This is a genomic window from Marihabitans asiaticum (assembly GCF_007828725.1).
Taxonomy (GTDB): domain Bacteria; phylum Actinomycetota; class Actinomycetes; order Actinomycetales; family Dermatophilaceae; genus Marihabitans; species Marihabitans asiaticum.
Map to the genome: position 1 here is coordinate 660,302 of NZ_VIUW01000001.1, position 22,176 is coordinate 682,477.

Consider the following 22,176-nt stretch of genomic DNA (forward strand, 5'->3'; position numbering starts at 1 on the left):
CTAGCCTAGGACCACAGACGCGCGGCGGGCTCGGCCCCCGCGCGCCCCCGGAACGTTGATGACATCCGCGGCGCGAGCGCGCCGCGACGACCGATCAAGAGGTGCACCGTGCCGACTGGCAAGGTCAAGTGGTACGACCAGGAGAAGGGCTTCGGCTTCATCTCCGGCGACGACGGCGAGGACGTCTTCCTCCACGCGAACGCGCTGCCCCAGGGCACCGAGACCCTCAAGGGCGGCACGCGGGTCGAGTTCGGCATCGTCGAGGGGCGGCGCGGCAGCCAGGCGCTGTCGGTCCAGGTGCTCGACCCCGCTCCGAGCGTGACGGCCAACCGCCGCGAGCGGGACCGCAAGGAGCCCGAGGACATGGTCGTCATCGTCGAGGACCTCATCAAGCTCCTCGACGACATCTCCGGCGGCCTGCGCCGCGGCCGCTACCCCGACCGCGGGCACGGCAAGAAGATCGCGACCGTGCTGCGTCGCGTCGCGGACGACCTGGACGCCTGATGGCGGCCAAGTCGGTCCGGACGGACACGGTCCTGCGCACCGCGACCGAGGTCGGTCGTGAGGCGGTGCTCGAGATCGCCGACGCGGGCACGGTCGGCGAGCACGAGGGCTTCGTCATGGAGGGCGAGCGGCTCGGGACGCACTACTACACCTGCACCGCGCCCGGGTACCGCGGCTGGCGGTGGGCGGCGACCCTGTCCCGGGCGCCGCGGGCCAAGACCCCCACGATCTGCGAGACCCACCTGCTGCCGGGCGAGGACGCTCTCCTCCCGCCGGAGTGGGTTCCCTGGTCCGAGCGACTCGCCCCCGGCGACGTCGGCCCCGGCGATGTCACCCCGAAGGTCGACGACGACCCCAACCTCGTCGCCGGCTTCGAGGCCACCGGCGAGGAAGAGGTCGACACCCTCGCGCAGTGGGAGCTGGGCCTGGGCCGGCCCCGGGTCCTCTCGGGCGAAGGGAGGGAAGCCGCCGCTCAGCGGTGGTACGACGGCGAGCACGGGCCGGACTCCCCGCACGCGAAGAAGGCCAAGGAGCACTGCGTCACCTGCGGTTACTTCGTGCCCCTGGCCGGTGCGCTGCGCTCCACCTTCGGGGTGTGCGCCAACGAGTGGTCCCCGAGCGACGGCACCGTGGTGAGCCTGGACCACGGGTGCGGTGCGCACTCCGAGGTCGACATCACCCACCCCGACCCGGAGCAGCTGCCCGACCCGATCCTCGACGAGCTGACCTACGACGAGCTCTGAGCCGACCCCCTTCGCCGCTCAGGTGGCATCGGCGGCGTTGCCCCGACCACGACGCAGGTAGGCGTAGCCGAGGCACCCGAGCGCGGCACCGCTGACGCACGCCCACGGCCACCAGTCGCGGTCCCCCGAGCGCAGGGCCGGGACGAGCAGCACGACGACGAGCGCGACCAGCCACGCACCGATCCCGACGAGGACGAGACGGTCGGTGCGTAGCTGCACCGGAGCCGGTACGGGAGCCGGCCGGCTCCCCCCTTCGCCCCTCTCCTCGTCCACCTCGGCGGTGCCACGGTCCTGGGTCACGAAGGTCAGGGTAGGCCCACTAACCTGCCGCCATGTCCTCCACCCCTGACGCCACCGCAGCCGGCTCGAAGACGCCCGCCGGACTCGACGGGTACTTCAAGATCACCGAGCGCGGCTCGACCCTGGGCCGGGAGGTCCGCGGTGGGCTCGCCACCTTCTTCACCATGGCCTACATCGTCGTGCTCAACCCGCTGATCATCGGGACGCAGGCCGACGCAACCGGCGGCTTCCTCGGCGGCGGCGACGTCGAGCAGGCCAAGACCCTCGTCGCCGCCGGCACGGCCCTCGTCGCCGGGCTGCTGACGATCCTCATGGGCGCGGTCGCCAACTACCCGCTGGCGCTCGCCGCGGGGCTTGGGCTCAACGCCTTCGTCGCCTTCGGCATCGCCAAGCTGCCCGGGATGACCTGGGCCGACGCGATGGGCCTGGTGGTCCTCGAGGGCATCATCATCCTGCTCCTCGTGCTCACCGGCTTCCGCAAGGCCGTGCTGCACGCGGTCCCGGCTCAGCTCAAGGTCGCGATCAGCGTCGGCATCGGTCTCTTCATCGCCGTCATCGGGCTGGTCGACGCCGGCTTCGTGCGCAAGGCGGCCGGCGGGCCGCTCGGCGAGCTCGGCGTCGGCGGCTTCCTCGCCGGGTGGCCGCTGCTCGTCTTCGTCGTCGGACTCTTCGTGATCTTCGCGCTGTACCTGCGCGGGGTGAAGGGCGCGATCCTCTACGGCATCATCGGCACGACCGTGCTCGCGATCATCGTCGAGGCGCTCGCCGACATCGGCCCGCGCATCGTCGGCACCGACGGCACGGTGGAGAACCCGACCGGCTGGGGTCTGAACGTGCCCGCCCTGCCCGACCAGGTCGTCTCGATGCCCGACTTCGGGCTGCTCGGCCAGTTCAGCCTGCTCGGGTCCTTCGGCAAGATCGGCATCGTCTCGGCGTCGCTGCTCGTCTTCACCCTCATGCTCGCCGACTTCTTCGACACGATGGGCACGATGGTCGCCGTCGGCGCCGAGGGTGGCCTGCTCGACGAGGAGGGCAACCCGCCGAACAGCCAGCGGATCCTCGTCGTCGACTCGATCGGCGCGATCGCCGGCGGCGCGGGCAGCGTCTCCTCGAACACCTCCTACATCGAGTCCGCGTCCGGCGTCGGCGAAGGGGCGCGCACCGGCCTCGCGGCGATCGTCACCGGCGTGCTCTTCCTCCTGGCGACCTTCCTCAGCCCGCTCGTGGCGATGGTCCCCTACGAGGCGGCGACCCCGGCGCTGGTCCTCGTCGGCTTCCTCATGATGCAGCAGGTCACCCAGATCAGCTGGGACGACCTGGAGATCGCGATCCCCGCCTTCCTCACGATCATCCTCATGCCCTTCACCTACTCGATCACCGCGGGCATCGGCGCCGGCTTCGTCACCTACGTCTTCCTCAAGATCGTGCGCGGCCGGGCCGGGTCGGTGCACCCGCTCATGTGGCTGACCTCCGGGCTCTTCGTCCTCTACTTCGCGATCGACCCGATCAAGGACGTCCTCGGGGTGAGCTGACCCCCCTTCGCCGTCCTGGGCGTCCCCACAAAACCCAGCCGGCTGGGTTTCGCTGACCTGGCTGGGTCTCGAGGCCCAGCCAGGTCCACAAGACCCAGCTGGCTGGGTCTTGTAGGCAGGGAATAGTTAGCAAGAGTAATGAGTTGTGCTAACTGTCCCGACCATGACAGCGAAGGGGGATGAGCCAGTGCCCACGGCCCAGGACCAGTCCGTGCGCGCCCTGTCGGAGGATCTCCGGCTGGCGTGCATGCGGATCAGCCGCCGGGTCCGCTTCGAGAGCGACCACGAGGTGGCGCCGCACCAGTTCTCCGTGCTCGCCCGCCTCGAGGCCGGGCCGCTGACGCCGCGAGCGCTCGCCGAGATCGAGAAGGTCTCCGCGCCGAGCATGACCCGCACCCTGACCTGCCTCGTCGACGACGGGCTGCTCGACCGCTCGGACCACCCGGACGACGGGCGCCAGGTGCTCATCTCGCTCACCGACGCCGGCCGGGAGACGCTGCGGCGCACCCGGGCCCGCCGGGACGCCTGGATGGTTTCCCGCGTCGCCGAGCTGAGCGAGACCGACCGGGCCACGCTCACCGCGGCAACCCAGATCCTCGACCGGATCGCGGCGAGGTGACTGCCCAGCCGTGAGCCCCACCTTCGCCTCTCTCTCGATCCGCAACTACCGCGTCTGGGCGCTCGGCGCGCTGATCTCCAACGTCGGCACCTGGATGGGTCGGGTCTCCCAGGACTGGGTCGTCCTCACCGAGCTGACCGACCACTCCGCCAGCGCCCTCGGCATCGTCACCGGCCTGCAGTTCCTGCCCGTCCTGCTCCTCGCGCCGTGGAGCGGCGCCGTGACCGACCAGCTGCCCAAGCGGACGCTGCTCATGGTCACCCAGACCGTGCTGCTGCTCTCGGCCCTCATCGGCGGCGTCCTCGTGCTGACCGGCACCGCGCAGCTGTGGCACTTCTACGCCCTCGCGCTGCTCACCGGTGTCGCCACCGCCTTCGACAACCCGGCGCGGCAGACCTTCGTCGGCGAGATGGTGCCGAGCACCCGGCTGCCCAACGCCGTCGCGCTGAACAGCGCCTCCTTCAACCTCGGCCGCCTCGTCGGCCCTGCTGTCGCCGGTGTCTCGATCGCGGCCGTCGGGTCGGGCCCGACGATGCTGGCCAACGCCGCCACCTTCGCCGCGGTGCTGCTCTCCCTGGCCGCCCTGCGCGCCGCCGATCTCACCCCGGCGCCGCGGGCCGCCCGCCGCGGCTCGATCTCCGAGGGGCTGCGCTACGTGCGCGGACGTCCCGACCTGCAGCTCGTCATGCTCCTGATCTTCGTGCTCGGCACCTTCGGGATGAACTTCCAGATCACCATCGCGCTCATGGCCACGCAGGTCTTCGACAAGGGGTCTCAGGAGTACGGCCTGCTCGGCTCGGTCATGGCGATCGGCTCGCTCGCCGCGGCCCTGCTCGCCGCCCGGCGCTCCGAGCCGCGGCTGCGGGTGCTCCTGCTCGCCCTGCTCGGCTTCACCGTGGCTGCCGGCGCCGCGGCGCTCGCACCCGGCTACCTCGCCTTCGCCGTCGCGCTCGCGGCGTGCGGGCTCACCGCGCTCACCGCGATGACCACGGCCAACGCGATGGTGCAGATGCGCACCGATCCCGCGATGCGCGGCCGGGTCATGGCCCTGTACATGGCGATCTTCTTCGGCGGCACCCCGATCGGCGCGCCGGTCGTCGGGTGGATCGGCGACGTCCTCGGGCCGCGCTGGACCATCGGGGTCGGAGCGATCGCCATCGCGCTCACCCTCGCGGCGGTGTCGGTCTGGCTCGCCCATCGTGAGAACGTGTCGGTGAGCTATGAGTCGGCGCGCCGTCCGCGGATCGTCGTGACCAGCACCCCGGTGCGCCGACCCACCCACACGATGCCGGAGGCCGCCCGATGAGCCCACGAGTTCGCCGCGTGACGACGATCGTCGTCCTCTTCTCCCTCGTCTTCGCCGTCGCCGCGGGGTTCTTCCTGTAGGAGGTCGGCCGACCGCGCAGCACTTTGTTGGCCGTGCAGCAGATGCATCTGCTGCACGGCCGCGGAAGTGCTGCATGCAGCACTTTGGTCAGCGGTGGTCGAGCAGGTGGTCCAGGCAGGCGAGGAGGGCCCGGACGTCGTCGGGCTCGATCGCGGGGAAGGTCGCGATCCGCAGCTGGTTGCGGCCGAGCTTGCGGTAGGGCTCGACGTCGACCACGCCGTGCTCGCGCAGCGTCGCCGCCATCGCCGCCGCGTCGACGTCGTCGGCGAAGTCGACCGTCGTCACCACCTGGCTGCGGTGCTCGACCTCACGGACGAAGGGGGTGGCCTCCGCCCGATCCTCGGCCCAGTCGTAGACCAGGCCGGAGGACTCCCGGGTCCGGGCGTCGGCCCAGGCCAGCCCACCGTTGTCGAGGATCCAGCGGACCTGCTCGTCGAGCATCACCAGGGTCGCGAGCGCCGGGGTGTTGTAGGTCTGGTCCTGGCGGGACTGCTCGATCGCGGTGACGAGGTCGAGGCTCGCCGGGATCCACGTGCCCGAGTCCTTGAGGTCGACGGCGCGCTCGATCGCGGTCGGGCTCATCAGCGCCAGCCACAGCCCCCCGTCGGAGGCGAAGCACTTCTGCGGCGCGAAGTAGTACACGTCGGTCTCGGCGAGGTCGACCGCGACGCCACCGGCCGCCGAGGTGGCGTCCACGACGACGAGCGAGCCGGGATCCCCCTTCGGCCGGCGCACCGGAGCCATCGCGCCGGTCGAGGTCTCGTTGTGCGGCCACGCGTAGAGGTCGACCCCCTCCTCGGGCTCGGGGAGGGCGACCGACCCGGGTGCCGCCTCGCGCACGCTCGGGTCTTGAACGAAGGGGGCGGAGCGGGTCACCTCGGCGAACTTGGCGGAGAACTCACCGAAGACGCAGTGCTGGGCCTTCTGCTCCAGCAGGCCGAAGGTCGCCACGTCCCAGAAGGCCGTCGACCCGCCGTTGCCGAGCACCACCTCGTAGCCGTCCGGGGCGTCGAAGAGGTCGAGCAGCCCGCGCCGCACCGACCCGACGAGGGAGCGCACCGGCTGCTGCCGGTGCGACGTCCCGAGCAGAGGCGTCCTCCCGTCACCGACCTCGGCCAGCCGAGCGAGCGCGGCGACCTGCTCCGGGCGCACCTTGCTCGGGCCGGCGCCGAATCGGCCGTCGGTCGGGAGCAGGTGGGCCGGTAGCGCGCTCACGAGCCCTCCCGACCGGTCGCAGCCGACCCCGCGGGCGCGGTGCCGGGGATCGTCTCCCGGGTGACGACGATCCAGGTCGCGGCGGCCTGCGCGAGCACCTCGCCGCCGTCCAGCAGCGCCGTGCCGCAGTGCCGCTTGCGCCCCTCCCGGCCCTCGTCCCACGCCATGACGACGAGCTCGCGCTCCCGCGGCACGTCGGCGAGGACCTGCGCGGTGAAGGTGCCGAGCAGCAGGGTGTCCTCGCCGAAGCCGACGGCGAAGGCCCCGGGGCAGTCCAGCGCGGCGAGCACCGGCGGCAGCCCCTCGTCCGGAAGCGTCACCGTCGCGGCGTGCACCGACGTGCTGGGGACCGATCCGGCGTAGATGTGCAGGCCATCCGCCGCATCCGGGCCGCACACGTAGCACCCGGGGTAGGGGTGGCTGGTGATGTCACAGTCGGCGGCGGCCTGGCGCGCGGTCGCGAGGTCGACCGGGCTCGGCACGGTCAGCGCGGGCGCCGGAGCTCGCCGCGCCGACCCGATGAGCGTCTCCCCGTCGAGCAGTCGCACGCTGACGTCGGCGTCGCCCGCCTCCCCGTCGACCTCCCACCGCAGCGGGGTCTCGACCGGCGTCGGGGCCGAGAGCCGCACCTGGACCGCGGGCAGGTCGTCGGTCGCCGCGCTCAGCGCGTCGACCCGCTCGGCGAGGAGTCCGCAGACCCAGCCGCCGTTGCCGCAGCCCGGTGGGCCGGACCGTGCAGCGGGGACGACCGAGGACGAAGGGGGGTGATCCGTGGCCATGTCCGCTGAGCCTACTGACGCAGGCGCGCCCGACGGGAGGTGCCAGGCTGAGTCGGTGAGCGCACCCCCCTTCGCCTGGCGGCAGATCGCGTTGCCGGCCTACGGGCCGGTGATCGGCAACGGCACGGCCATCGGCGCGGTGCTGCCGGTCGCCGCGCTGCGGGCGCACGAGCAGCTCGGCGCCTCTCTCGCGGCCGCGGGGCTCGTCGTCGCGCTGATCGGCGTGGGCCAGCTGATCGGTGCGCTGCCCGCCGGGGTGCTCGTCGCCCGAGTGGGTGAGCGGCGTGCCCTCGTACTTGCCGGGGTCGTCGACGTGGTCGCGCTCGCGGTGGCCGGGTTCGTGCCGAGCCTGGTCGTCATGGGCGCCGCGCTGTGCGTCGCGGGTCTGGCGAGCAGCGTGTACTTCCTCGCCCGCCAGGGATTCATGATCGACCTGCTGCCGGCGGACCGGCTCGCTCGTGGGATGTCCCTGCTCGGCGGCGCGCTGCGGCTGGGGATGCTCCTCGGGCCGGCCCTCGGGGGCGTGGCGGTGTCGCTGGTTGGGCTGCAGGGGGCCTTCGTCGTCGCGATCGCCGGGGCGGCGACATCCCTGACCATCGTCGCGCTGACCCCTGACATCACCGCCTCCCGTGACCGGGCGATGGGCGCCGCAGCGGCGGGCGAGCAGGGGCTGGGCAGCCTCGTGCGGGTGCTGCGGCGCCACGCGCGGACCCTGCTCACCGTCGGCGGGGCCGTGGTGATCATGTCCGCGCTGCGGCAGGCGCGCGTGGTGATCCTGCCCCTCTGGGCCGCCCATCTCGGGCTCGGCGGTGTGGAGAGCTCGACCGCCTTCGCCGTGGCCGGCGCGCTCGAGCTGCTCCTCGTCTACCCGGCGGGATGGGTGATGGACCAGGTGGGGCGCGCGGCGGTGGCGACCCCGATGACCGTCCTGCTCGCGGTCACCATCGCGGCGCTGCCGCTGGCGGACGGCTTCGGCGGCCTCGTGGCCGTCGCGAGCGCCATGGCGGTGGCGAACGGGCTCGGCGCGGGGATCGTCATGACGCTCGGCGCGGACAACGCCCCCGACGCCGGTCGCTCGGAGTTCCTCGGTGGGTGGCGCTTCTGCGGCGAGGTCGGGCACGCCGGCGGCTCGCTGGCCGTGGCCGTGCTCACCGCGCTGGTCAGCCTCACGACGACGGCGCTCGCGATCGGCGTGGTGGGGCTGCTCGGCGCGGGGTGGGTGGGGTGGTGGACCCTCCGCAGCGATCGAGCAGCGGCTAAGGGTGGCCTAAGTGGGCGCGACGTTGCACAATCATCTTCGTGAAGGACCTCGTCGATACCACTGAGATGTACCTCCGGACGATCTTCGAGCTCAGGGAGGAGGGCATCACCCCGATGCGTGCCCGGATCGCGGAGCGGCTGGACCACTCGGGTCCGACGGTGTCGCAGACCGTTGCCCGGATGGAGCGCGACGGGCTGGTGACGGTGGGGGAGGACCGGCGCCTCGCGCTGACCGACGAGGGCAGCCGCTACGCCACGAGGGTCATGCGCAAGCACCGTCTCGCCGAGCTGCTGCTCACCGAGGTGATCGGCCTGGAGTGGGAGTTCGTCCACGAGGAGGCCTGCCGCTGGGAGCACGTCATGAGCGACCAGGTCGAGCGCAAGATCGTGGCGCTGCTCGGCGAGCACCGCGAGTCCCCCTACGGCAACCCGATCCCCGGTCTGGACGAGCTCCTCGGCGAGGAGGGCCCGGACGACTTCCGCGAGGGGCTGGCCAGCCTGACCGAGGTCGCCGTGAACGCGATCGAGGGCCCGCACGTCGTGCGCCGACTCGGTGAGCCGGTCCAGGGCGACGAGGGAGCCCTCGCCCTGCTGACCGCCGCCGAGATCCGCCCGAATGAGCGGGTCGACGTCTTCGACGACGCCGACCGGATCGTCATCGTCCGCGAGGGCCAGCCCAGGAGCGAAGGGGTGTCCCTGCCGCTCGACGTCGCCAGCCACGTCTTCGTCGGCCGGCCCTGAGTCTCACCCGAAGCGCTCATCGGCGCGCGCCGATTCGGGGTGGGTGTACCCCCTTCGCTCCTCCCAGTCGCCAGATTTGCCCTCTTGGCAGAAATGGCGGGCGTGTCGCGCGACACGCCCGCCATTTCTGCCCGAACGGCACGAGTGGCGAAGGGGGCCTAGGCGGGCGCCGGGACTGGGGACGAAGGGGGCAGGGCTGGGCGGGCGCGCTATCCCGGCTCGCCGTGACCAGAATGTGACATTCGGTTCGGCGGTGTGTACGGTCGGGCACGTCCACCACGACACGGTGGGCCGCCAACCACGGATCGCCGAGTCCTGCTGCCGTGGTCGGTGCCCCTGGCATCACATGCAGCAGGAACGGGGGACCCACTCGCGGAGCGCAAGCTCCTAGGGGTCAAGTCCTCCAGGTCGCCCGCGGGCGGCCGAGGGCCGGGTGAACCTCCACCCGAACCCGACAGCTCACCTCGTAGGCGCGCAGAGGACATGACGTGACCGAACGTGCACACGGCCGCCACCGCGCGGCAGGCCGCTACAACCCGGCGACCGAGCTGGCGACCCTCGTCTCCGAGGCGTCCACGCCCCTCCTGAAGGGCTCCGCCGTCCTCGCCGCGACGGGTGGGCTCGTCGCCGCCGTCGCGGTGCCCGCCGTCGCGGCCGACACCGAGGCCGTCGCGGAGTCCCGTCCCGCAGCGGCCGCGCCGGCGGCAGCGGCCCCGGCAGTCGCCGCGCCCGAGACGGTCACCCCGTCGGTCACCGCTCAGGCCTTCGGCGCCCTGACCGTCGAGGCGGTCAAGAAGCCCGAGGGTCCGCCCCGCTGGCTGGTCGAGCAGCGCCAGCGTGAGGCGCAGGAGGCCCGCGAGGCCGAGCAGGCTCAGGCGGCGCAGGAGGCCCGCGAGGCCGAGGAGGCCCGCGCGGCCCGCGACGCCGAGCGCGAGTCCCAGGCCGCGCAGGAGCAGGCCGGGCAGTCGGAGTCCTCCAGCGCCGACGCCACGTCCAGCCAGCCCTCCGCCGGCGGCTCGGGCAGCTCCTCGTCCACCAGCTCGAGCAGCTCCTCCACCAGCGCGAGCGGCTCGTCGTCGAGCGGCTCGGGCAGCTCGTCCACCACGGCCAAGCAGAGCGCGCCGCCGGCAACGTCCGGCGGGGTCATCGGCATCGCCAAGCAGTACACCGGCACCCCGTACGTCTACGGCGGGTCCAGCCCCTCCGGCTTCGACTGCTCGGGCTTCACCCAGTACGTCTTCGGCAAGGCCGGCAAGTCCCTGCCCCGCGTGACGACCGCGCAGCAGGCCGCCACCGTGCCGGTGAGCAACCCCCAGCCGGGCGACCTCGTCTTCTTCGGCTCCCCTGCCTGGCACGTCGGGATCTACGTGGGCAACGGCCAGATGATCGACGCTCCGCGGACGGGCAAGTCGGTCTCGGTCCGCCCGGTCTTCAGCGGCGTGTCCGGCTACGGCCGGGTCCAGTAACCGGCACCCGACCTCCCCCCTTCGCCCGCCCCCGCCGGCAGGAACCACGGTTCCCGCCGGCGGGGGCGTCGCCGTTCTCGAGCGGGTGGGCTCACCCCTTCGCCTGACGGTCGATGAGCTCGCCGGCCATCGTCAGGCCGGCCTCGCGCTCCGGCTGCATGATCCGGGTCGCCCCCAGCCGGCTGAGCGCCTTGGTGTGCTGCGAGGACCCCGACTTGGCCCAGATCTCCTTCACCCCGAGGGAGTTCAGCGAGGTGAGGATGAGCAGGGAGGCCTCGATGTCGGTCATCCCGAGCACGCACAGGGTGTCGGGGGTGATGCCGAGCTGCTCGAGGGTCTCGACGTCGTGCGCCTCGGCGATCGCGAGATGCCGGATGTCGTCGGCGAGCGACTGGACCAGCCGCTCGTCGGTGTCCACGCCGAGCACCCGGACCCCGGCCTGCTCGAGCTCCATGGCGAGCGCGCTGCCGAAGCGGCCGAGCCCCAGCACGGCGACGTCGTACCTAGCCAACGAGAACCCTCTCTTCCGGGACCTCGTAGCGCCGAGGTCGGTTGCGCAGCGCCAGCGCGGCGCCGAGCGTGATCGGACCGAGCCTGCCGAAGAACATCAGCCCGATGACGATGAGCTGACCGCCGACCCCGAGCTCGGGGGTCAGTCCGGTGGACATCCCGACGGTGGCGAAGGCCGAGACCGCCTCGAAGAGGACCGCGTCGAGCTCGGCGTCGGTGGCGATGAGCAGCCCGGCGGTGCCGGTCGCGACCCCGCCGACCGACAGCAGGGCGACGGTCAGCGCCTGCCGGATCGTCGCCGACGGCAGGCGCCGGTGGAAGGCGTGCACCGTCGGCTCGCCGCGCAGCTCGGCCCAGATGACGAAGCCGAGCAGGGCGAAGGTGCCGACCTTGAGCCCGCCGGCCGTGCCGGCGCTCCCGCCGCCGACGAACATCAAGGCGTCGAGGGTCAGCAGGGTCTCGGGGTGCAGGTCGCCGATGGACACGCTGTTGAAGCCGGCAGTGCGCGCGACGACTGACTGGAATGCCGAGGCCATCACCCGACCGCCCGGCGAGAGCGCCCCGAGCGTCTTCGGGTTGGTCCACTCGAAGACGGCGAAGGCGAGCGCCCCGGCCACCCACAAGAAGACCGACACCCAGACGGTCACGAGCATGTGCACCGACCACCGTCCGACCCGGAAGAGGTGACGGCGCAGACCCCACAGCACGGGGAACCCGATGCCGCCGATCATCACCGCAGCCATGAGCGGCAGGTTGATCAGCGGGTCCTGCGCCCACGGCGTGATGCTGTCGGCGCGCAGCCCGAAGCCGGCGTTGTTGAACGCCGACAGGCTGTGGAAGAAGCCGTGGTAGGCCGCCTGACCCACCGGCATGTCGTAGCCGAGCCAGAAGCGCAGGAAGAGGGCGATCGCGACGACACCCTGGACGAGCAGGGTCACCCGGGCGATGCCGCGCAGCACGAAGCGGGCCTCCTCGTGCTCGACCGCGCGGGACTCGGCCTGGCTGAGGATCGAGGTGGCGCCGGTGAGCCGCCGCCCGAGGAGGAGGACGAGCAACGACGCGGCCGACATCACGCCGAAGCCGCCCACCTGGATCAGGGCGAGGATCACCCCTTCGCCGAAGGCCGACCAGTGGGTGGCGGTGTCGACGGTGACCAGACCGGTGACGCAGGTCGCGGACGTCGCCGTGAAGAGCGCGGTGATGAGGTCGGTGCTCTGCCCCTCCTCGTGCGCGATGGGCAGCCGGAGGAGGAGGGTCCCCAGGGTGATGAAGGCGGCGAAGCCGGTGAGCACCGACCGCGCGGGGTTGGCCAGCAGCAGGTCGATCGCTCGGCCCGCAGGAGTGCGTGCTCCTCGATCCACGAGTCGGGACTCTAGACCTGCTCTGCGCCGCCGCCGCAACTCGCCGGGCAGGATGTGGCCGTGATCTCTCGCCGCGCCGCCCTGACCGGTGGCGGCGGGCTGCTCGCGCTCGGCGTGGCCGGCGCGGGAGGCGCCTACCGGGACGGTCGGGCTCGGGCCGACGAGCTGTCCTTCGGGGTGACCGTGGCGACGACGGTCGGCGAAGGGGGGTGGCGCGCCTCCCGGCGGGGCGTCGAGGAGACCGACCGTGGCCTGCTCGTCGAGGGGCGGCGGACGCTGGACGGGCGGGGTGCCGAGGCGGCGGTGGCGGCGCAGGACGAGCTGCTGGCGGGTATCCCGTACGCGCTGCTCGACCCGACCGGTGAGCACCGCGAGCTGCTCACGGGGGCGGCGCTGGACCTGTGGGTGCTGTCGTGGCGGCTGCCGGTGGCCGTCGCGGGCTGGGAGGGGCGGTGGCGCTACGCCTGGCCGCGTGACACCGCGCACGTCGCGGTGGCGTTCGCCGAGCTGGGCGACGTCGGTACGGCGGTCCGCCAGCTGGCGGCGCTGGCCCGGCTGGTCGGGGAGGACCGGGTAGAGGCGCGGTACCTGCCCGAAGGGGGAGTGCCGGACGGGCGTCATCCGCAGGACGACGGGATCGGCTGGGTGCTCTGGGCGTGCGGGCGGCTGCACGGCACGTGGGTCGGCGGGCCGTACCGGGACGTCGTGGCGGATCTGGTGCGGCGGTGCGCCCGGATGGGACTGGACCGCCTGGGCGCCGACGGCCTGCCGCGGGTCAGCCCGGACTACTGGGAGGTGGCGACCTCACGCCTGACCTTGGGGACGGTGGCGCCGATCCTGGCCGGGCTCGAGGCCGCGGTCCCGGTGCTCGCCCGCCTGGGTGGCGAAGGGGACGTGGGGCTGGCTCGGCGGTGCGCCCGGGCGGCGGAGCGGCTGGAGGAGCGCGCGGCGGCGGTCTTCGGGGCCGCCGGGTGGCCGCGGGAGCGGGGGCGGACCCAGCGCGACACGGCGATCGCCTTCATGCTGCCGCCGTATCGCTCGGCGGGGGATGCCGAGGGGTCGCTCCGGGCGGCGCTGGACGGCGCCGCAGGGCGGATGCGACGGGCGAACGGCGGCTACGCGCCGGGTGTGGGGTGGCGCGTCGACGGGGTGGCCTGGACGCCGGAGACCGCGGTGCTTGCGGGCGCCTGGGCGGGCGATCCGGCGACCCGCGAGCGGGCGCAGGAGACGCTGCGCTGGCTCGACGAGCACCGGACGGTGGCCGGGTCCCTGCCCGAGAAGGTGCTCGCCGACGGCTCTCCCGCTGGCCCCGCACCGTTGGCCTGGACCGCGGCGTCGGTGGTCCTCGCCCTTCGTGCCCTGAGCGAAGGGGTATGAGCGGGCCCGCGGATGCGTCCGGGCGCGAGAGGATGTGGTCGTGACCTCCCTCGTGCGCGCGACTGGCCCGGCGCCGGCCGATGAGGTGTGGCGTCGGTACACGACGCCTGACACCTGGTCATCGTGGGCGCCCCAGATTCGGGGTGTGCGGTGCGATGACCCGGTCATCCGACCGGGGACGAAGGGGGAGGTGCTGGCCTCCCCGGTCGGTCGGATCCCCTTCGTCATCACCGATGTCGACGAGTCGGCACGCCGATGGTCCTGGCGGGTCGGCCCAGGACCTGGGGTACCGCTAGACCACGGTGTCGACGAGGTGGGCGAGGGCGTCACGGCGTGGGTGGTCGTGCACGCTCCGGCCGTGCTAGTGATCGGGTACCGGCCGCTGGCCTGGTGGGCCCTGCACCGGTTGGTGAGCTGACGGCACTGGGGGCTACCTGCTGAGTGCCCCGCATCAACAGTCAATGGGCTGATGTTCCCACGCGCGCTAGCTAGGGGGCCCATCCATCCTGCTTCGCAAGCTCGCAGGATCGGCTGTGCCCCCGGCAGGATTCGAACCTGCGACACCTTCTTTAGGAGAGTCGCGAGGGTCCGGTCTGGTCGGTTAGGAACCGTGCCAACCGCGTGAACTCGGGGTTGTCGCCTTCGGTCGTGGCGGCCGCGGCGTCTGTCGTACGTCCAAAATCCGGCCTTCGCCGGGGCGACTCGATCACCAAGTTCCGTCGTGGAAGCCCACGAAGCGCTCGAAGGGCTGCAACCATGCGGGGGTGAAACTCCTTGGCCGCTTGGACGGTCTTCTTGGCCTGCTCATTGGAGTCGTTGCGGGCATCGTGATCGGTTGGGGTATGGGGAGCTGGACTGCTTGTGCTCCCGGACCCGGATGCGAGGTCCGTGTCAACGCCATTGGCTCCTTAGGAACGTGGGTCGGCGGGCTGGGTACCGTAGGGGCGCTCATCTACGGAGTACGAACGTTCAGGGATGACGCCGCGGAACGAAAGCGTGCCATCACCCTGGATTCTCGCCGTAGTGCCGTCAGGTACAAGCCCATGGTCCCGATTAAGTCCAGAGGCACCTACACCAAGGTGAACATCGAGGTGACCAACCAAGGCGCCGTCGACATGACGGACGTCTCCCTCGTTCTCGACCGTGGCACCGATGCCGAGAAGGTGCTCATGAGCGCGAACCAAGTACACACCGGAAGGGTGTTCGGCGTAACGGAGTCAGTCGAGGAGCTCGGTCTTCAAGAGCTCCCTACGGAGCCTCAGCAGGCGGCAAACAAGGTCGTCAAAGCTGAGCTAGCCCCTCGTGTGTCCCTGGTTTTCTCGGTCGGCGGCGAGAGGTTCGTCCGCGTGGGAAGCGACGTTCAGTCGATCTGAGGAGCTCCACCCGGAGGGTCGACAGAAGCGGAACCCCATTCGACGGCATGGAGCTAACCATCAGCGGTCGCTGACGACGTGGGGCAGGCCATCGCACGATGGTGGCGGAGTGCCGGCCGGGGCGCCTCCGGGTGTGTCGTGGTCCTGTCAGATGTGCTCGGCCAGCCACTGGTCGATGCGCCTGCTTCGGCGGTCGACGAAGTCGAGCTGTGCCTCGCGGTAGTCGACGTACTCCTGTGTGGTCTGGGGAGACCCGTGGCGCTGGAAGTCGTTGTTGGGAAGGAAGTACCTGACCCTGGCGTAGTCGTCGCTGACGAGGTCCTGTAGGTGGAAGAAGTCGATGAACTCGTCGAAGCCTTGGAACATGGCGAAGAAGTCCCCGTAGGCGGTGAGGACATCCGTGAGCGGCGACTCGCCGCTGCAGTCGTAGTGGCGTCGGATGCACTCCAAGGTGAGATCGATCCGATCGGCGATCGCGGAGCGAGTGCCACGCGCTTGGTTGATCGTGGGCCTATCGGACGCTCGCACGGGCCAGATCATCGTCTGGGCGATCGTGTAGGGCTGCCCGAGGTACCTGCTTCGCTGCTCGTCGGTGAGGCCGCTGACGGCCTGGACCAAGGGCGCGGGTCGCAGCCAGCTGCCGTAGGAGTGGGTAATGGCATCGCTGCCGAACCAGAGCCTCGTTTCGCCGTCCTGGTGGATCAGGTAGCCCTCGTTCCTCCGAGATGGAAGAGTGAGGCGGATGGCTCGCCCAGATCGCAGGGGCTTTGACCACAGCAACTGATGAAACCGCCGCAAGGAGTCGCTGCGGTGGTCCGGGTCCTTCCCCTTGGGGGTATCAGCGAAGAAGTCGTGCTCAACGTCGAGCCAGGGAGCCGCATCCACTCATCCAGTGTCGACCAAGTCCAGGCTGGAGACCAAAGAGAGCCACCGAACTCATAGCGGAGCAGAGTCGGTCTGAGGGTCGCCGGGTCAAGCGGCCACGCTGGGAGAAGCGTCGTGAGCAGGTGCGGGAGCACCTTCCTGGGCCACGGTGCTCGGTTGCCGCTTGAGGCGGTGGCCCGGAGGCCGGATCGTGTAGCGATGGGTCGGTGGCTCGGATGGTGAAGGCGTCTCGGTACTGGACCGGGGCGCTCTTGCTGTGTGCTGTGCGGGGCCAGGTACGCCCGCCGAGCCCGGAACGGGCGGGGCCGCATGCCCGCGCGCCGGAGGCGCGCCTTGATCTGTAAGAGGTGAACTCGGCAGAACCGTTACCGCAACAACCCGCAGAGCAGCCGGTAGGGAGGCCAGCGCCTCAATCGCCGCTCGATGTCGGCGCCGACTTGCACAGTGACCCCATCAACGTTTCGCGGTCGAGAAGGACGCTGCATGTCTGCACTGGGTGGGGGCGAAGGGACCTGGTCTTCCCGTCGCCTGAGGACACTTACATGCGCAGTCGCAACTGGCGGCGTCGGTCAGGGTTCGACTCGGCTCGCGCCTCGCTCGGCCTGGACGAGGTGACACCGCACGACCTGCGGCGGACCTTCGGGAGCCTGGCTCGGATGGCGGGTGCTGACCTGCGATTCATCCAGAAGGCCATGGGCCACGGTTCGATCACCACGACGGCTCGCTCGGAGTTACGCGCACCTCTATGACGACGAGCTCGACGCTGTCGCGAGGGCTCTAGACGGGCTCGGCGGAGGGTCTTCTGAGGCGTGACCCGGCCATAACCCGGCCACAGCCGGCCCTAGCGAGTGCTTCCCAGATCCGAGAAACCCGGAATCAAGCAGTGCCCCCGTCGGCGCTCTCACTCCGTTCGAGCACCTGTTACTTCTGCCGGGGGCCCATCCATCCTGCTTCGCAAGCTCGCAGGATCGGCTGTGCCCCCGGCAGGATTCGAACCTGCGACACCTTCTTTAGGAGAGAAGTGCTCTTCCCCTGAGCTACGAGGGCGTGGCCGCTACCCGGGCGGCCCCGGACAGAGTACTTGGCCTAGCCTGCCGCCGTGACCGGCCACCCTGCGCAGACGAGGACCATCCTCACGTTGGTCACGTCACAGACGATGGGAGCGCTGGGGCAGGGGGCGGGGGTCACCGTCGGTGCGATTCTCGCCGCCGATCTCTCCGGCTCCGAGGCGCTCGCGGGCTTCGGCGGCACCGCGCAGGTGCTCGGTAGCGCCATCTTCGCGGTGATCATCGCCGGGATCATGGCCGAGCGTGGCCGCCGCCCCGGCCTGCGCACCGGCTACCTCCTCGCCACCCTCGGCGGGCTCGGGATGATCGCCGCCGCCGTCTTCGGCAACTTCCCGCTCCTGATCCTCGCCAGCCTGCTCCTCGGCGCCGGCACCGCAACCAACAGCCAGGCCCGGTTCGCCGCGACCGACCTCTCTGCCGACGAGCGAAGGGGGAGAGACCTCTCCCTCGTCGTCTGGGCCACCACCGTTGGGGCCGTGGCCGGCCCCAATCTCACCGGACCGGGCGCAGACATCGCCGACGTCCTCCGCCTGCCGCCGCTGGCCGGCCCCTTCGTCCTGGCCATCGCGGGCTTCCTCCTCGCCGCGGCCGTGCTGCAGATCTTCCTGCGCCCCGACCCGCTGCTCGTCGCCCGCGCCCAGCACGTCGACCACGACGAGCCGGGTCGCACCCGCGGAGGGGTCCGGCAGGGGCTGCGCACGATCCGGGCTCACCCCTTCGCCGTCACCGGTCTGGCGGTCATGGCCCTCGGCCACGCGACGATGGTCGCCCTGATGATCATGACCCCGCTGCACATGCGCCACGGCCACGCCGAGCTGCATGTCATCGGCCTGACGATCAGCCTGCACATCGCCGGGATGTACGCGCTCTCCCCGGTCACCGGGTGGGCGGTGGACCGGCTCGGCGCCCGCGCCGTCGCAGTCACCGGCTCGTGCATCCTCCTCGTCGCGGCGATCTCGGCCGGGATCAGCCCCGACGGCAGCTCGCTGCCGCTCACCGCAGGTCTGGTCCTCCTCGGTCTGGGATGGAGCTGCACCCTCGTCTCCGGGTCGACCCTGCTGACCCAGGTCATCCCCCTTCGCGACCGGCCCGCAGCCCAGGGCGTCGCCGACCTCGTGATGGGGCTGACCGCCGCAGCCGGTGGCGCGCTGGCGGGTGTCGTCTTCGACCGGCTCGGCTACGCCGTCCTCGCGGTGGCCGTCGGCCTGCTTGCGGCCCTGGTCGGGGTCGTCGCGCTGCGCCACCGCGAAGGACCGCGCCCGGCGGGCTAACCTCGGGCGTGTGAGTCTGCCGCCCCTGCGTCCGTCCCCCTCGGCAGGGACGAGTGACGTCTGGCGCGAGGAGCTCATGGAGCTCGGGGGGCCCAACACCCTCATCTGGCCCCGCCGCGACACCAGCGAGGTCGTCCCCCTCACCCACGCCCACCCTGGGGGCATCGCGATGCTCCTCGCCGGGCGCGCCGTGCGGATCAGCGACCTCGTCCGCGAGAGCGACGCCCGGCTGCGCGCCCAGCGGGCGGCGACGCGGCTGCGCGAGCGAGCCTGCGAGATCGCCGAGGAGCACGGCCTGACCACGTCGTTCCTCGCTATGGGAACGGCGACCTGGCACACCCACGACCCCGAGCGATCGCCCGCCGCGCCGGTGCTGCTGCGACGGGTCGACCTGCGCCCGACGGACGTCGATGCAGACCTGCGCCTGGACTTCCACGCCGACGTCGAGATCAACCCCGCCCTGCTGACCGTGCTGGGACCCCGCGCAGGTGGCGCGGACAAGGTGGCCCGCCTGGTCGACCTCGGTCGCGGCCCGGGCAACGGCTTCAACCCTGACCCCGTGTACGCCGCCCTGCGGGAGAGGTGCACCGAGGTTCCCGGCTTCGAGGTCAGCCCGTCGCTGGACCTCGCCCTCTACCCGTACGGCAAGGCCGAGTCGATCGCCGACCTCGAGGCGATGGAGCAGCGGATCGCGGGACATCGGGCGCTGCGGGTGCTCCGGGGTGAGACCCCGTCGCAGGGGATCGTCGGCGGTCGACAGCCGGACGAAGGGGTGGACCGCTCGGTCCTCGACCTACCGGCCGAGCAGCAGGCGGTGCTGGACCGCATCTGCGGAGGAGAGGACCTCTACGTCGAGTCCCCGCCGGGCATCGACGCGGCCCGCCTCGTCGCCGCGGTGATCGCCGGGGCCGCGGCGGACGGCCGTCGGGTGCTGCTGCTCGCCGAGAAGTCCGCCGCGCTGCACGCCGCCGCGCGCTACCTCGAGCGGGTCGGCCTCAGCGACCTCGTGCTGCACGTCGACGACCCTGCCGGCGCCGTCGACCCGACCCAGATCACCGGTCGGTGGCAGGTCCCCGCCCAGGGAGACGAGACCGACGCCGTGCAGACTCGGCGCCGCGCCGCCCGCGCCGCCGAGATCCTCGACCGCCACGCCCACGCGACCAACCTGCCGCGCGAGCCCTGGGGGGTCAGCGTCGCCGAGGCGCGCGACGCCGTCGTGGCTCTCGCGGCGGCTGACCCGCCGCCACACTGCCGTGTCCGGCTGGCCCAAGATGTCCTGCGCCGCACCGACCTGGACGCGATCGAGCGCTCGGCCCCCCACGCCGCTCGGCTGGCCCACGAGTTCGCGTGGGACCGGCGGGGGTCGGTCTCACCCTGGTGGCGTGCCCGCCTGACACCGGCGAAGGGGGTGAGCTGGGCCGAGGAGACCATCGACGGGCTGCTGGAGCGCGACCTCGCGGCCCTGGACGCGACGATGATCGAGGTCTTCCGCGACATCACCGAGCCCGTGGCGCAGGCACCGGCCGATCACGGCCGATTCCTCTCGGCGGTGGAGCGGGTGCGAGACACCCTGGACATCTTCCGGCCCGAGCTCTTCGACGCTCCGGTCGAGCCGCTCATCGACGCGACCTCGCCCACCACCGACCTCGGGGTGATCGAGCGGCGGCGCTTGAGCCGGCAGGCGCGCAAGCTGCTCCGTCCGGGGCGCCCGCCTGCCGACCTGCACGCCGCACTGGTCGAGGCGCGGGAGCAGCGCGCATCCTGGGCCCGCATCGTCGGTGGCGGAGGCCGGCCGCGCATCCCGGTGGCGATCAACGACGCCCACGACGCGTACGAGCGGGTGCACGACGCACTGGCCTCGCTCGACGAGGTGCTGCCGTCGCAGCAACGGCCCCTGGCGGAGCTGCCCTACGACGAGCTGCGGGACCGCCTCCGCGAGCTGCGGCGTGATCGTGCGGGCGCTCTCGCCTGTGCCGAGACCCAGGACGACCTCGATGCCCTCGACGAGACGGGTCTGGGCGACGTGGTCGACGACCTCGCCCGTCGCCGGGTGCCCGAGGCCGCCGTGGCTGACGAGCTGCGCTACGTCTGGTGGATGTCCGTGCTGCAGCAGGTCGCCAGCGACGACACGCACTACGGCTCGGTGACGAGCGCCGACCTCGACGCGGCCCTTGAGGAGTTCGTCGAGGCCGACCGCGGGACGGTCGCCGCCAACGCCCGGGACGTGCACCGAGCCGCCCGGGCGACCTTCCGTGAGCAGGGCCGGGGCAGCCGCCGGGTCGCGCACGCGGTCGCGGCGGCCGCGGAGGGTCGACGGGCGGCGCCGCGATGGCGCGACGGTCTGCACACCTGGCAGGACCTGCTGCGCGCGAGCGCCCCGTGCTGGGCGATGAGCCCGCTGGCCGTGGGGCTGGTCCTCCCCGCCGACGAGCGCTTCGACCTCGTCGTCGTCGACGACGCGAGCCGGACCACCCTGGCCCGCGTCGCGGCTGCGGTCGCCCGGGCCGACCAGCTGGTCGTCGTCGGTGACACCACGCAGCAGGGACCGCGCGGCTACAGCACAGACCCGGCGATCACCGCGCCGCCGCTGGACTACGCGGGGCTCGCTGACCCCGCTGAGACCCTTCTTCCAGTGGTCCGGCTTCGGGTGAGCGGCGACCCGAGGCCCTGGCTGCCGAGTGCCGTGGACCGCGGCCTGGTGCACACGCCCGCGCCGGACGAGGACCCGACTCCTCGGTTGCGTCAGCTGAGCAACGACGCGGGCAGCGAGGTGGGGGTCGTCGCGGCTCTCGTCGCCGAGCGGGCGGTCACCGGGTGCGAATCTCTGGGCGTGGTCACCTTCGACGAAGGGCGGGCCGCGGAGATCCGCGCGGCCGTGCGCGAGATCGTCCGGCAGCGTCCGGACGTGGCGCGCGCGATCGACGGGCTGGACGAACCGCTGCTGATCAAGCCCGTCGACCGGTGGCAGCGCGAGCAACGAGACCGGGTCGTCGTGAGCGTCGGACCGGTGAGCGTCGAGGGCGCCGCCGGCGCCCCGTCCACCGGGTCCTCACGCGCTCTGGCGGCGGCCGGGGGCGGACGGCTCGTCGTGACCGCACTGACCCGGGGCCGCAGGCAGGTTGACTGGGTGACCCCCGTGACCGTCCGCGACCTGCGCGCAGCCCCGCGTGACAGCGGCACGGCCGCGTTGCGTCAGGTGCTGGCCGAGCTGGACGATCTCGAGCGCGATCCCAGCCGGGGTGATCCCAGCGAAGAGGGCGCCGACCCGCAATCGGGGGCGCTCCAGGCCGGGTACCTGCCTTGGCAGGTGCGGTCTGGGGCGGATGGGGGCGCGGGGGCGCTCGTCGACGGCTTCGTGCAGCGACTCCAGCTCGCGGGACTCCGGGCGGTGGCCGGGGTCGGGCACGGCGTGCACCGGGTCGACATCGCGGTCGGCGATCCCGACCGCAGCGGGTACCAGCTGGCCATCAGCCTCGACGGGCCCGAGTCCGCCACCCGCGCCGGCGCTCGGCAGCGTGACCGGATCCTCCCTCAGGAGCTGACCGCTCTCGGCTGGCGACACCTACGGCTCTGGGCGATCGACATCTTCGCCGACCCCGCCCGCCAGGAGGCCAAGGTGCTCCGCGCCCTGCAGGAGGCCTGCCGTCCGAACGACCACGCAGACCTGTGATGAGCGACGACTCCGACGCAGGGGATGAGGCCCGGCCGCGCCGCGGGCGGCGGAGGGCGCAGCACCCTGGCACCTCGGAAGCGGCGCGGGCAGCGAGCGCGCAGCCGGACGGTGCT

At 72.1% G+C, this 22,176-nt stretch carries 20 protein-coding genes, 2 tRNA genes and 1 riboswitch; of the genes, 14 read left to right on the forward strand and 8 right to left on the reverse strand.

Annotation, left to right across the window (positions count from 1 at the left end; translation table 11 throughout):
- The first annotated feature begins 108 nt into the window (after positions 1-108).
- Positions 109-504: a cold-shock protein gene (locus FB557_RS14705; RefSeq protein WP_144855477.1), complete on the forward strand. Its 396-nt coding sequence runs from the start codon at positions 109-111 to the stop codon at positions 502-504.
- Positions 504-1,247, forward strand: coding sequence for a DUF3027 domain-containing protein (locus FB557_RS03130; protein WP_144855478.1), 744 nt, complete (start codon positions 504-506; stop codon positions 1,245-1,247). The genes FB557_RS14705 and FB557_RS03130 overlap by 1 nt, the downstream gene beginning before the upstream one ends.
- A gap of 18 nt (positions 1,248-1,265) precedes the next feature.
- Here FB557_RS03130 and FB557_RS03135 read toward each other — a convergent pair whose 3' ends face one another.
- Positions 1,266-1,547, reverse strand: coding sequence for a DUF2530 domain-containing protein (locus FB557_RS03135; RefSeq protein WP_246074345.1), 282 nt, complete (start codon positions 1,545-1,547; stop codon positions 1,266-1,268).
- A 32-nt stretch (positions 1,548-1,579) separates the two neighbouring features.
- Here FB557_RS03135 and FB557_RS03140 point away from each other — a divergent pair, with 32 nt between their 5' ends.
- The 3 genes from FB557_RS03140 (at position 1,580) to FB557_RS03150 (ending at position 5,004) form a co-directional block, all read left to right on the forward strand.
- A complete protein-coding gene (locus tag FB557_RS03140) occupies positions 1,580-3,079 on the forward strand; it encodes an NCS2 family permease (RefSeq protein ID WP_144855479.1) in 1,500 nt (499 codons plus the stop codon).
- Positions 3,080-3,266: 187 nt separating this feature from the next.
- A complete protein-coding gene (locus FB557_RS03145) occupies positions 3,267-3,698 on the forward strand; it encodes a MarR family winged helix-turn-helix transcriptional regulator (RefSeq protein WP_246074347.1) in 432 nt (143 codons plus the stop codon).
- A gap of 10 nt (positions 3,699-3,708) precedes the next feature.
- A complete protein-coding gene (locus FB557_RS03150; protein WP_144855480.1) occupies positions 3,709-5,004 on the forward strand; it encodes an MFS transporter in 1,296 nt (431 codons plus the stop codon).
- Between the two features lie 168 nt (positions 5,005-5,172).
- On the opposite strand, the gene serC is transcribed toward FB557_RS03150, so the two are convergent.
- The gene (gene serC / locus FB557_RS03155; protein WP_144855481.1) at positions 5,173-6,300 is read right to left on the reverse strand and encodes a phosphoserine transaminase; all 1,128 of its coding nucleotides are present in this window, start codon (positions 6,298-6,300) and stop codon (positions 5,173-5,175) included.
- Positions 6,297-7,079 (reverse strand): hypothetical protein, encoded by a 783-nt coding sequence (locus FB557_RS03160; protein ID WP_144855482.1) that lies wholly within the window; start codon positions 7,077-7,079, stop codon positions 6,297-6,299. The genes serC and FB557_RS03160 overlap by 4 nt, the downstream gene beginning before the upstream one ends.
- Positions 7,080-7,134: 55 nt before the next feature.
- Between FB557_RS03160 and FB557_RS03165 the strand changes: the two genes are divergently transcribed.
- The 3 genes from FB557_RS03165 to FB557_RS14285 all read left to right on the forward strand — a co-directional run bounded on the left by FB557_RS03165 (position 7,135) and on the right by FB557_RS14285 (position 10,546).
- Positions 7,135-8,382, forward strand: coding sequence for an MFS transporter (locus FB557_RS03165; protein WP_170236164.1), 1,248 nt, complete (start codon positions 7,135-7,137; stop codon positions 8,380-8,382).
- Positions 8,379-9,080, forward strand: coding sequence for an iron-dependent transcriptional repressor DtxR (locus tag FB557_RS03170; protein WP_144855484.1), 702 nt, complete (start codon positions 8,379-8,381; stop codon positions 9,078-9,080). Before FB557_RS03165 ends, FB557_RS03170 begins: the two co-directional genes overlap by 4 nt.
- Positions 9,081-9,376: 296 nt before the next feature.
- Positions 9,377-9,567, forward strand: a riboswitch (cyclic di-AMP (ydaO/yuaA leader).
- 1 nt (position 9,568) lies between these two features.
- The gene (locus FB557_RS14285; protein ID WP_246074349.1) at positions 9,569-10,546 is read left to right on the forward strand and encodes a C40 family peptidase; all 978 of its coding nucleotides are present in this window, start codon (positions 9,569-9,571) and stop codon (positions 10,544-10,546) included.
- Positions 10,547-10,637: 91 nt separating this feature from the next.
- Here FB557_RS14285 and FB557_RS03180 read toward each other — a convergent pair whose 3' ends face one another.
- Together FB557_RS03180 and FB557_RS03185 are read right to left on the reverse strand one after the other, a co-directional pair.
- Positions 10,638-11,057, reverse strand: coding sequence for a potassium channel family protein (locus tag FB557_RS03180; RefSeq protein ID WP_144855485.1), 420 nt, complete (start codon positions 11,055-11,057; stop codon positions 10,638-10,640).
- The gene (locus FB557_RS03185) at positions 11,050-12,417 is read right to left on the reverse strand and encodes a TrkH family potassium uptake protein (RefSeq protein WP_144855486.1); all 1,368 of its coding nucleotides are present in this window, start codon (positions 12,415-12,417) and stop codon (positions 11,050-11,052) included. Before FB557_RS03185 ends, FB557_RS03180 begins: the two co-directional genes overlap by 8 nt.
- A 60-nt stretch (positions 12,418-12,477) precedes the next feature.
- Between FB557_RS03185 and FB557_RS03190 the strand changes: the two genes are divergently transcribed.
- Together FB557_RS03190 and FB557_RS03195 are read left to right on the forward strand one after the other, a co-directional pair.
- Positions 12,478-13,794 carry a glycoside hydrolase family 15 protein gene (locus FB557_RS03190; protein WP_144855487.1) on the forward strand — a complete coding sequence of 439 codons (1,317 nt, stop codon included), beginning with the start codon at positions 12,478-12,480 and terminating at the stop codon, positions 13,792-13,794.
- Positions 13,795-13,846: 52 nt separating this feature from the next.
- Positions 13,847-14,212, forward strand: coding sequence for an SRPBCC family protein (locus FB557_RS03195; RefSeq protein ID WP_144856054.1), 366 nt, complete (start codon positions 13,847-13,849; stop codon positions 14,210-14,212).
- Positions 14,213-14,331: 119 nt separating this feature from the next.
- Here FB557_RS03195 and FB557_RS14105 read toward each other — a convergent pair.
- Positions 14,332-14,429, reverse strand: a tRNA-Arg gene (locus tag FB557_RS14105).
- A gap of 129 nt (positions 14,430-14,558) precedes the next feature.
- On the opposite strand from FB557_RS14105, the gene FB557_RS03200 reads away from it, so the two are divergent.
- Entirely contained in the window at positions 14,559-15,167 is a 609-nt protein-coding gene (locus FB557_RS03200) for a hypothetical protein (protein WP_144855488.1), read from the forward strand.
- A gap of 147 nt (positions 15,168-15,314) precedes the next feature.
- Here FB557_RS03200 and FB557_RS03205 read toward each other — a convergent pair whose 3' ends face one another.
- Entirely contained in the window at positions 15,315-16,052 is a 738-nt protein-coding gene (locus FB557_RS03205) for a DUF6994 family protein (protein WP_144855489.1), read from the reverse strand.
- A 347-nt stretch (positions 16,053-16,399) separates the two neighbouring features.
- On the opposite strand from FB557_RS03205, the gene FB557_RS14860 reads away from it, so the two are divergent.
- Positions 16,400-16,801, forward strand: coding sequence for a tyrosine-type recombinase/integrase (locus tag FB557_RS14860; protein ID WP_170236165.1), 402 nt, complete (start codon positions 16,400-16,402; stop codon positions 16,799-16,801).
- Positions 16,802-17,027: 226 nt separating this feature from the next.
- Here FB557_RS14860 and FB557_RS03215 read toward each other — a convergent pair.
- A tRNA-Arg gene (locus FB557_RS03215) sits at positions 17,028-17,099 on the reverse strand.
- 52 nt (positions 17,100-17,151) lie between these two features.
- Between FB557_RS03215 and FB557_RS03220 the strand changes: the two genes are divergently transcribed.
- Both FB557_RS03220 and FB557_RS03225 read left to right on the forward strand, forming a co-directional pair.
- On the forward strand, positions 17,152-18,390 hold the full coding sequence (locus FB557_RS03220) for an MFS transporter (RefSeq protein ID WP_246074351.1): 1,239 nt from the start codon (positions 17,152-17,154) through the stop codon (positions 18,388-18,390).
- A gap of 10 nt (positions 18,391-18,400) precedes the next feature.
- Entirely contained in the window at positions 18,401-22,060 is a 3,660-nt protein-coding gene (locus FB557_RS03225) for a DUF4011 domain-containing protein (RefSeq protein WP_144855491.1), read from the forward strand.
- Positions 22,061-22,176: the final 116 nt, after the last annotated feature.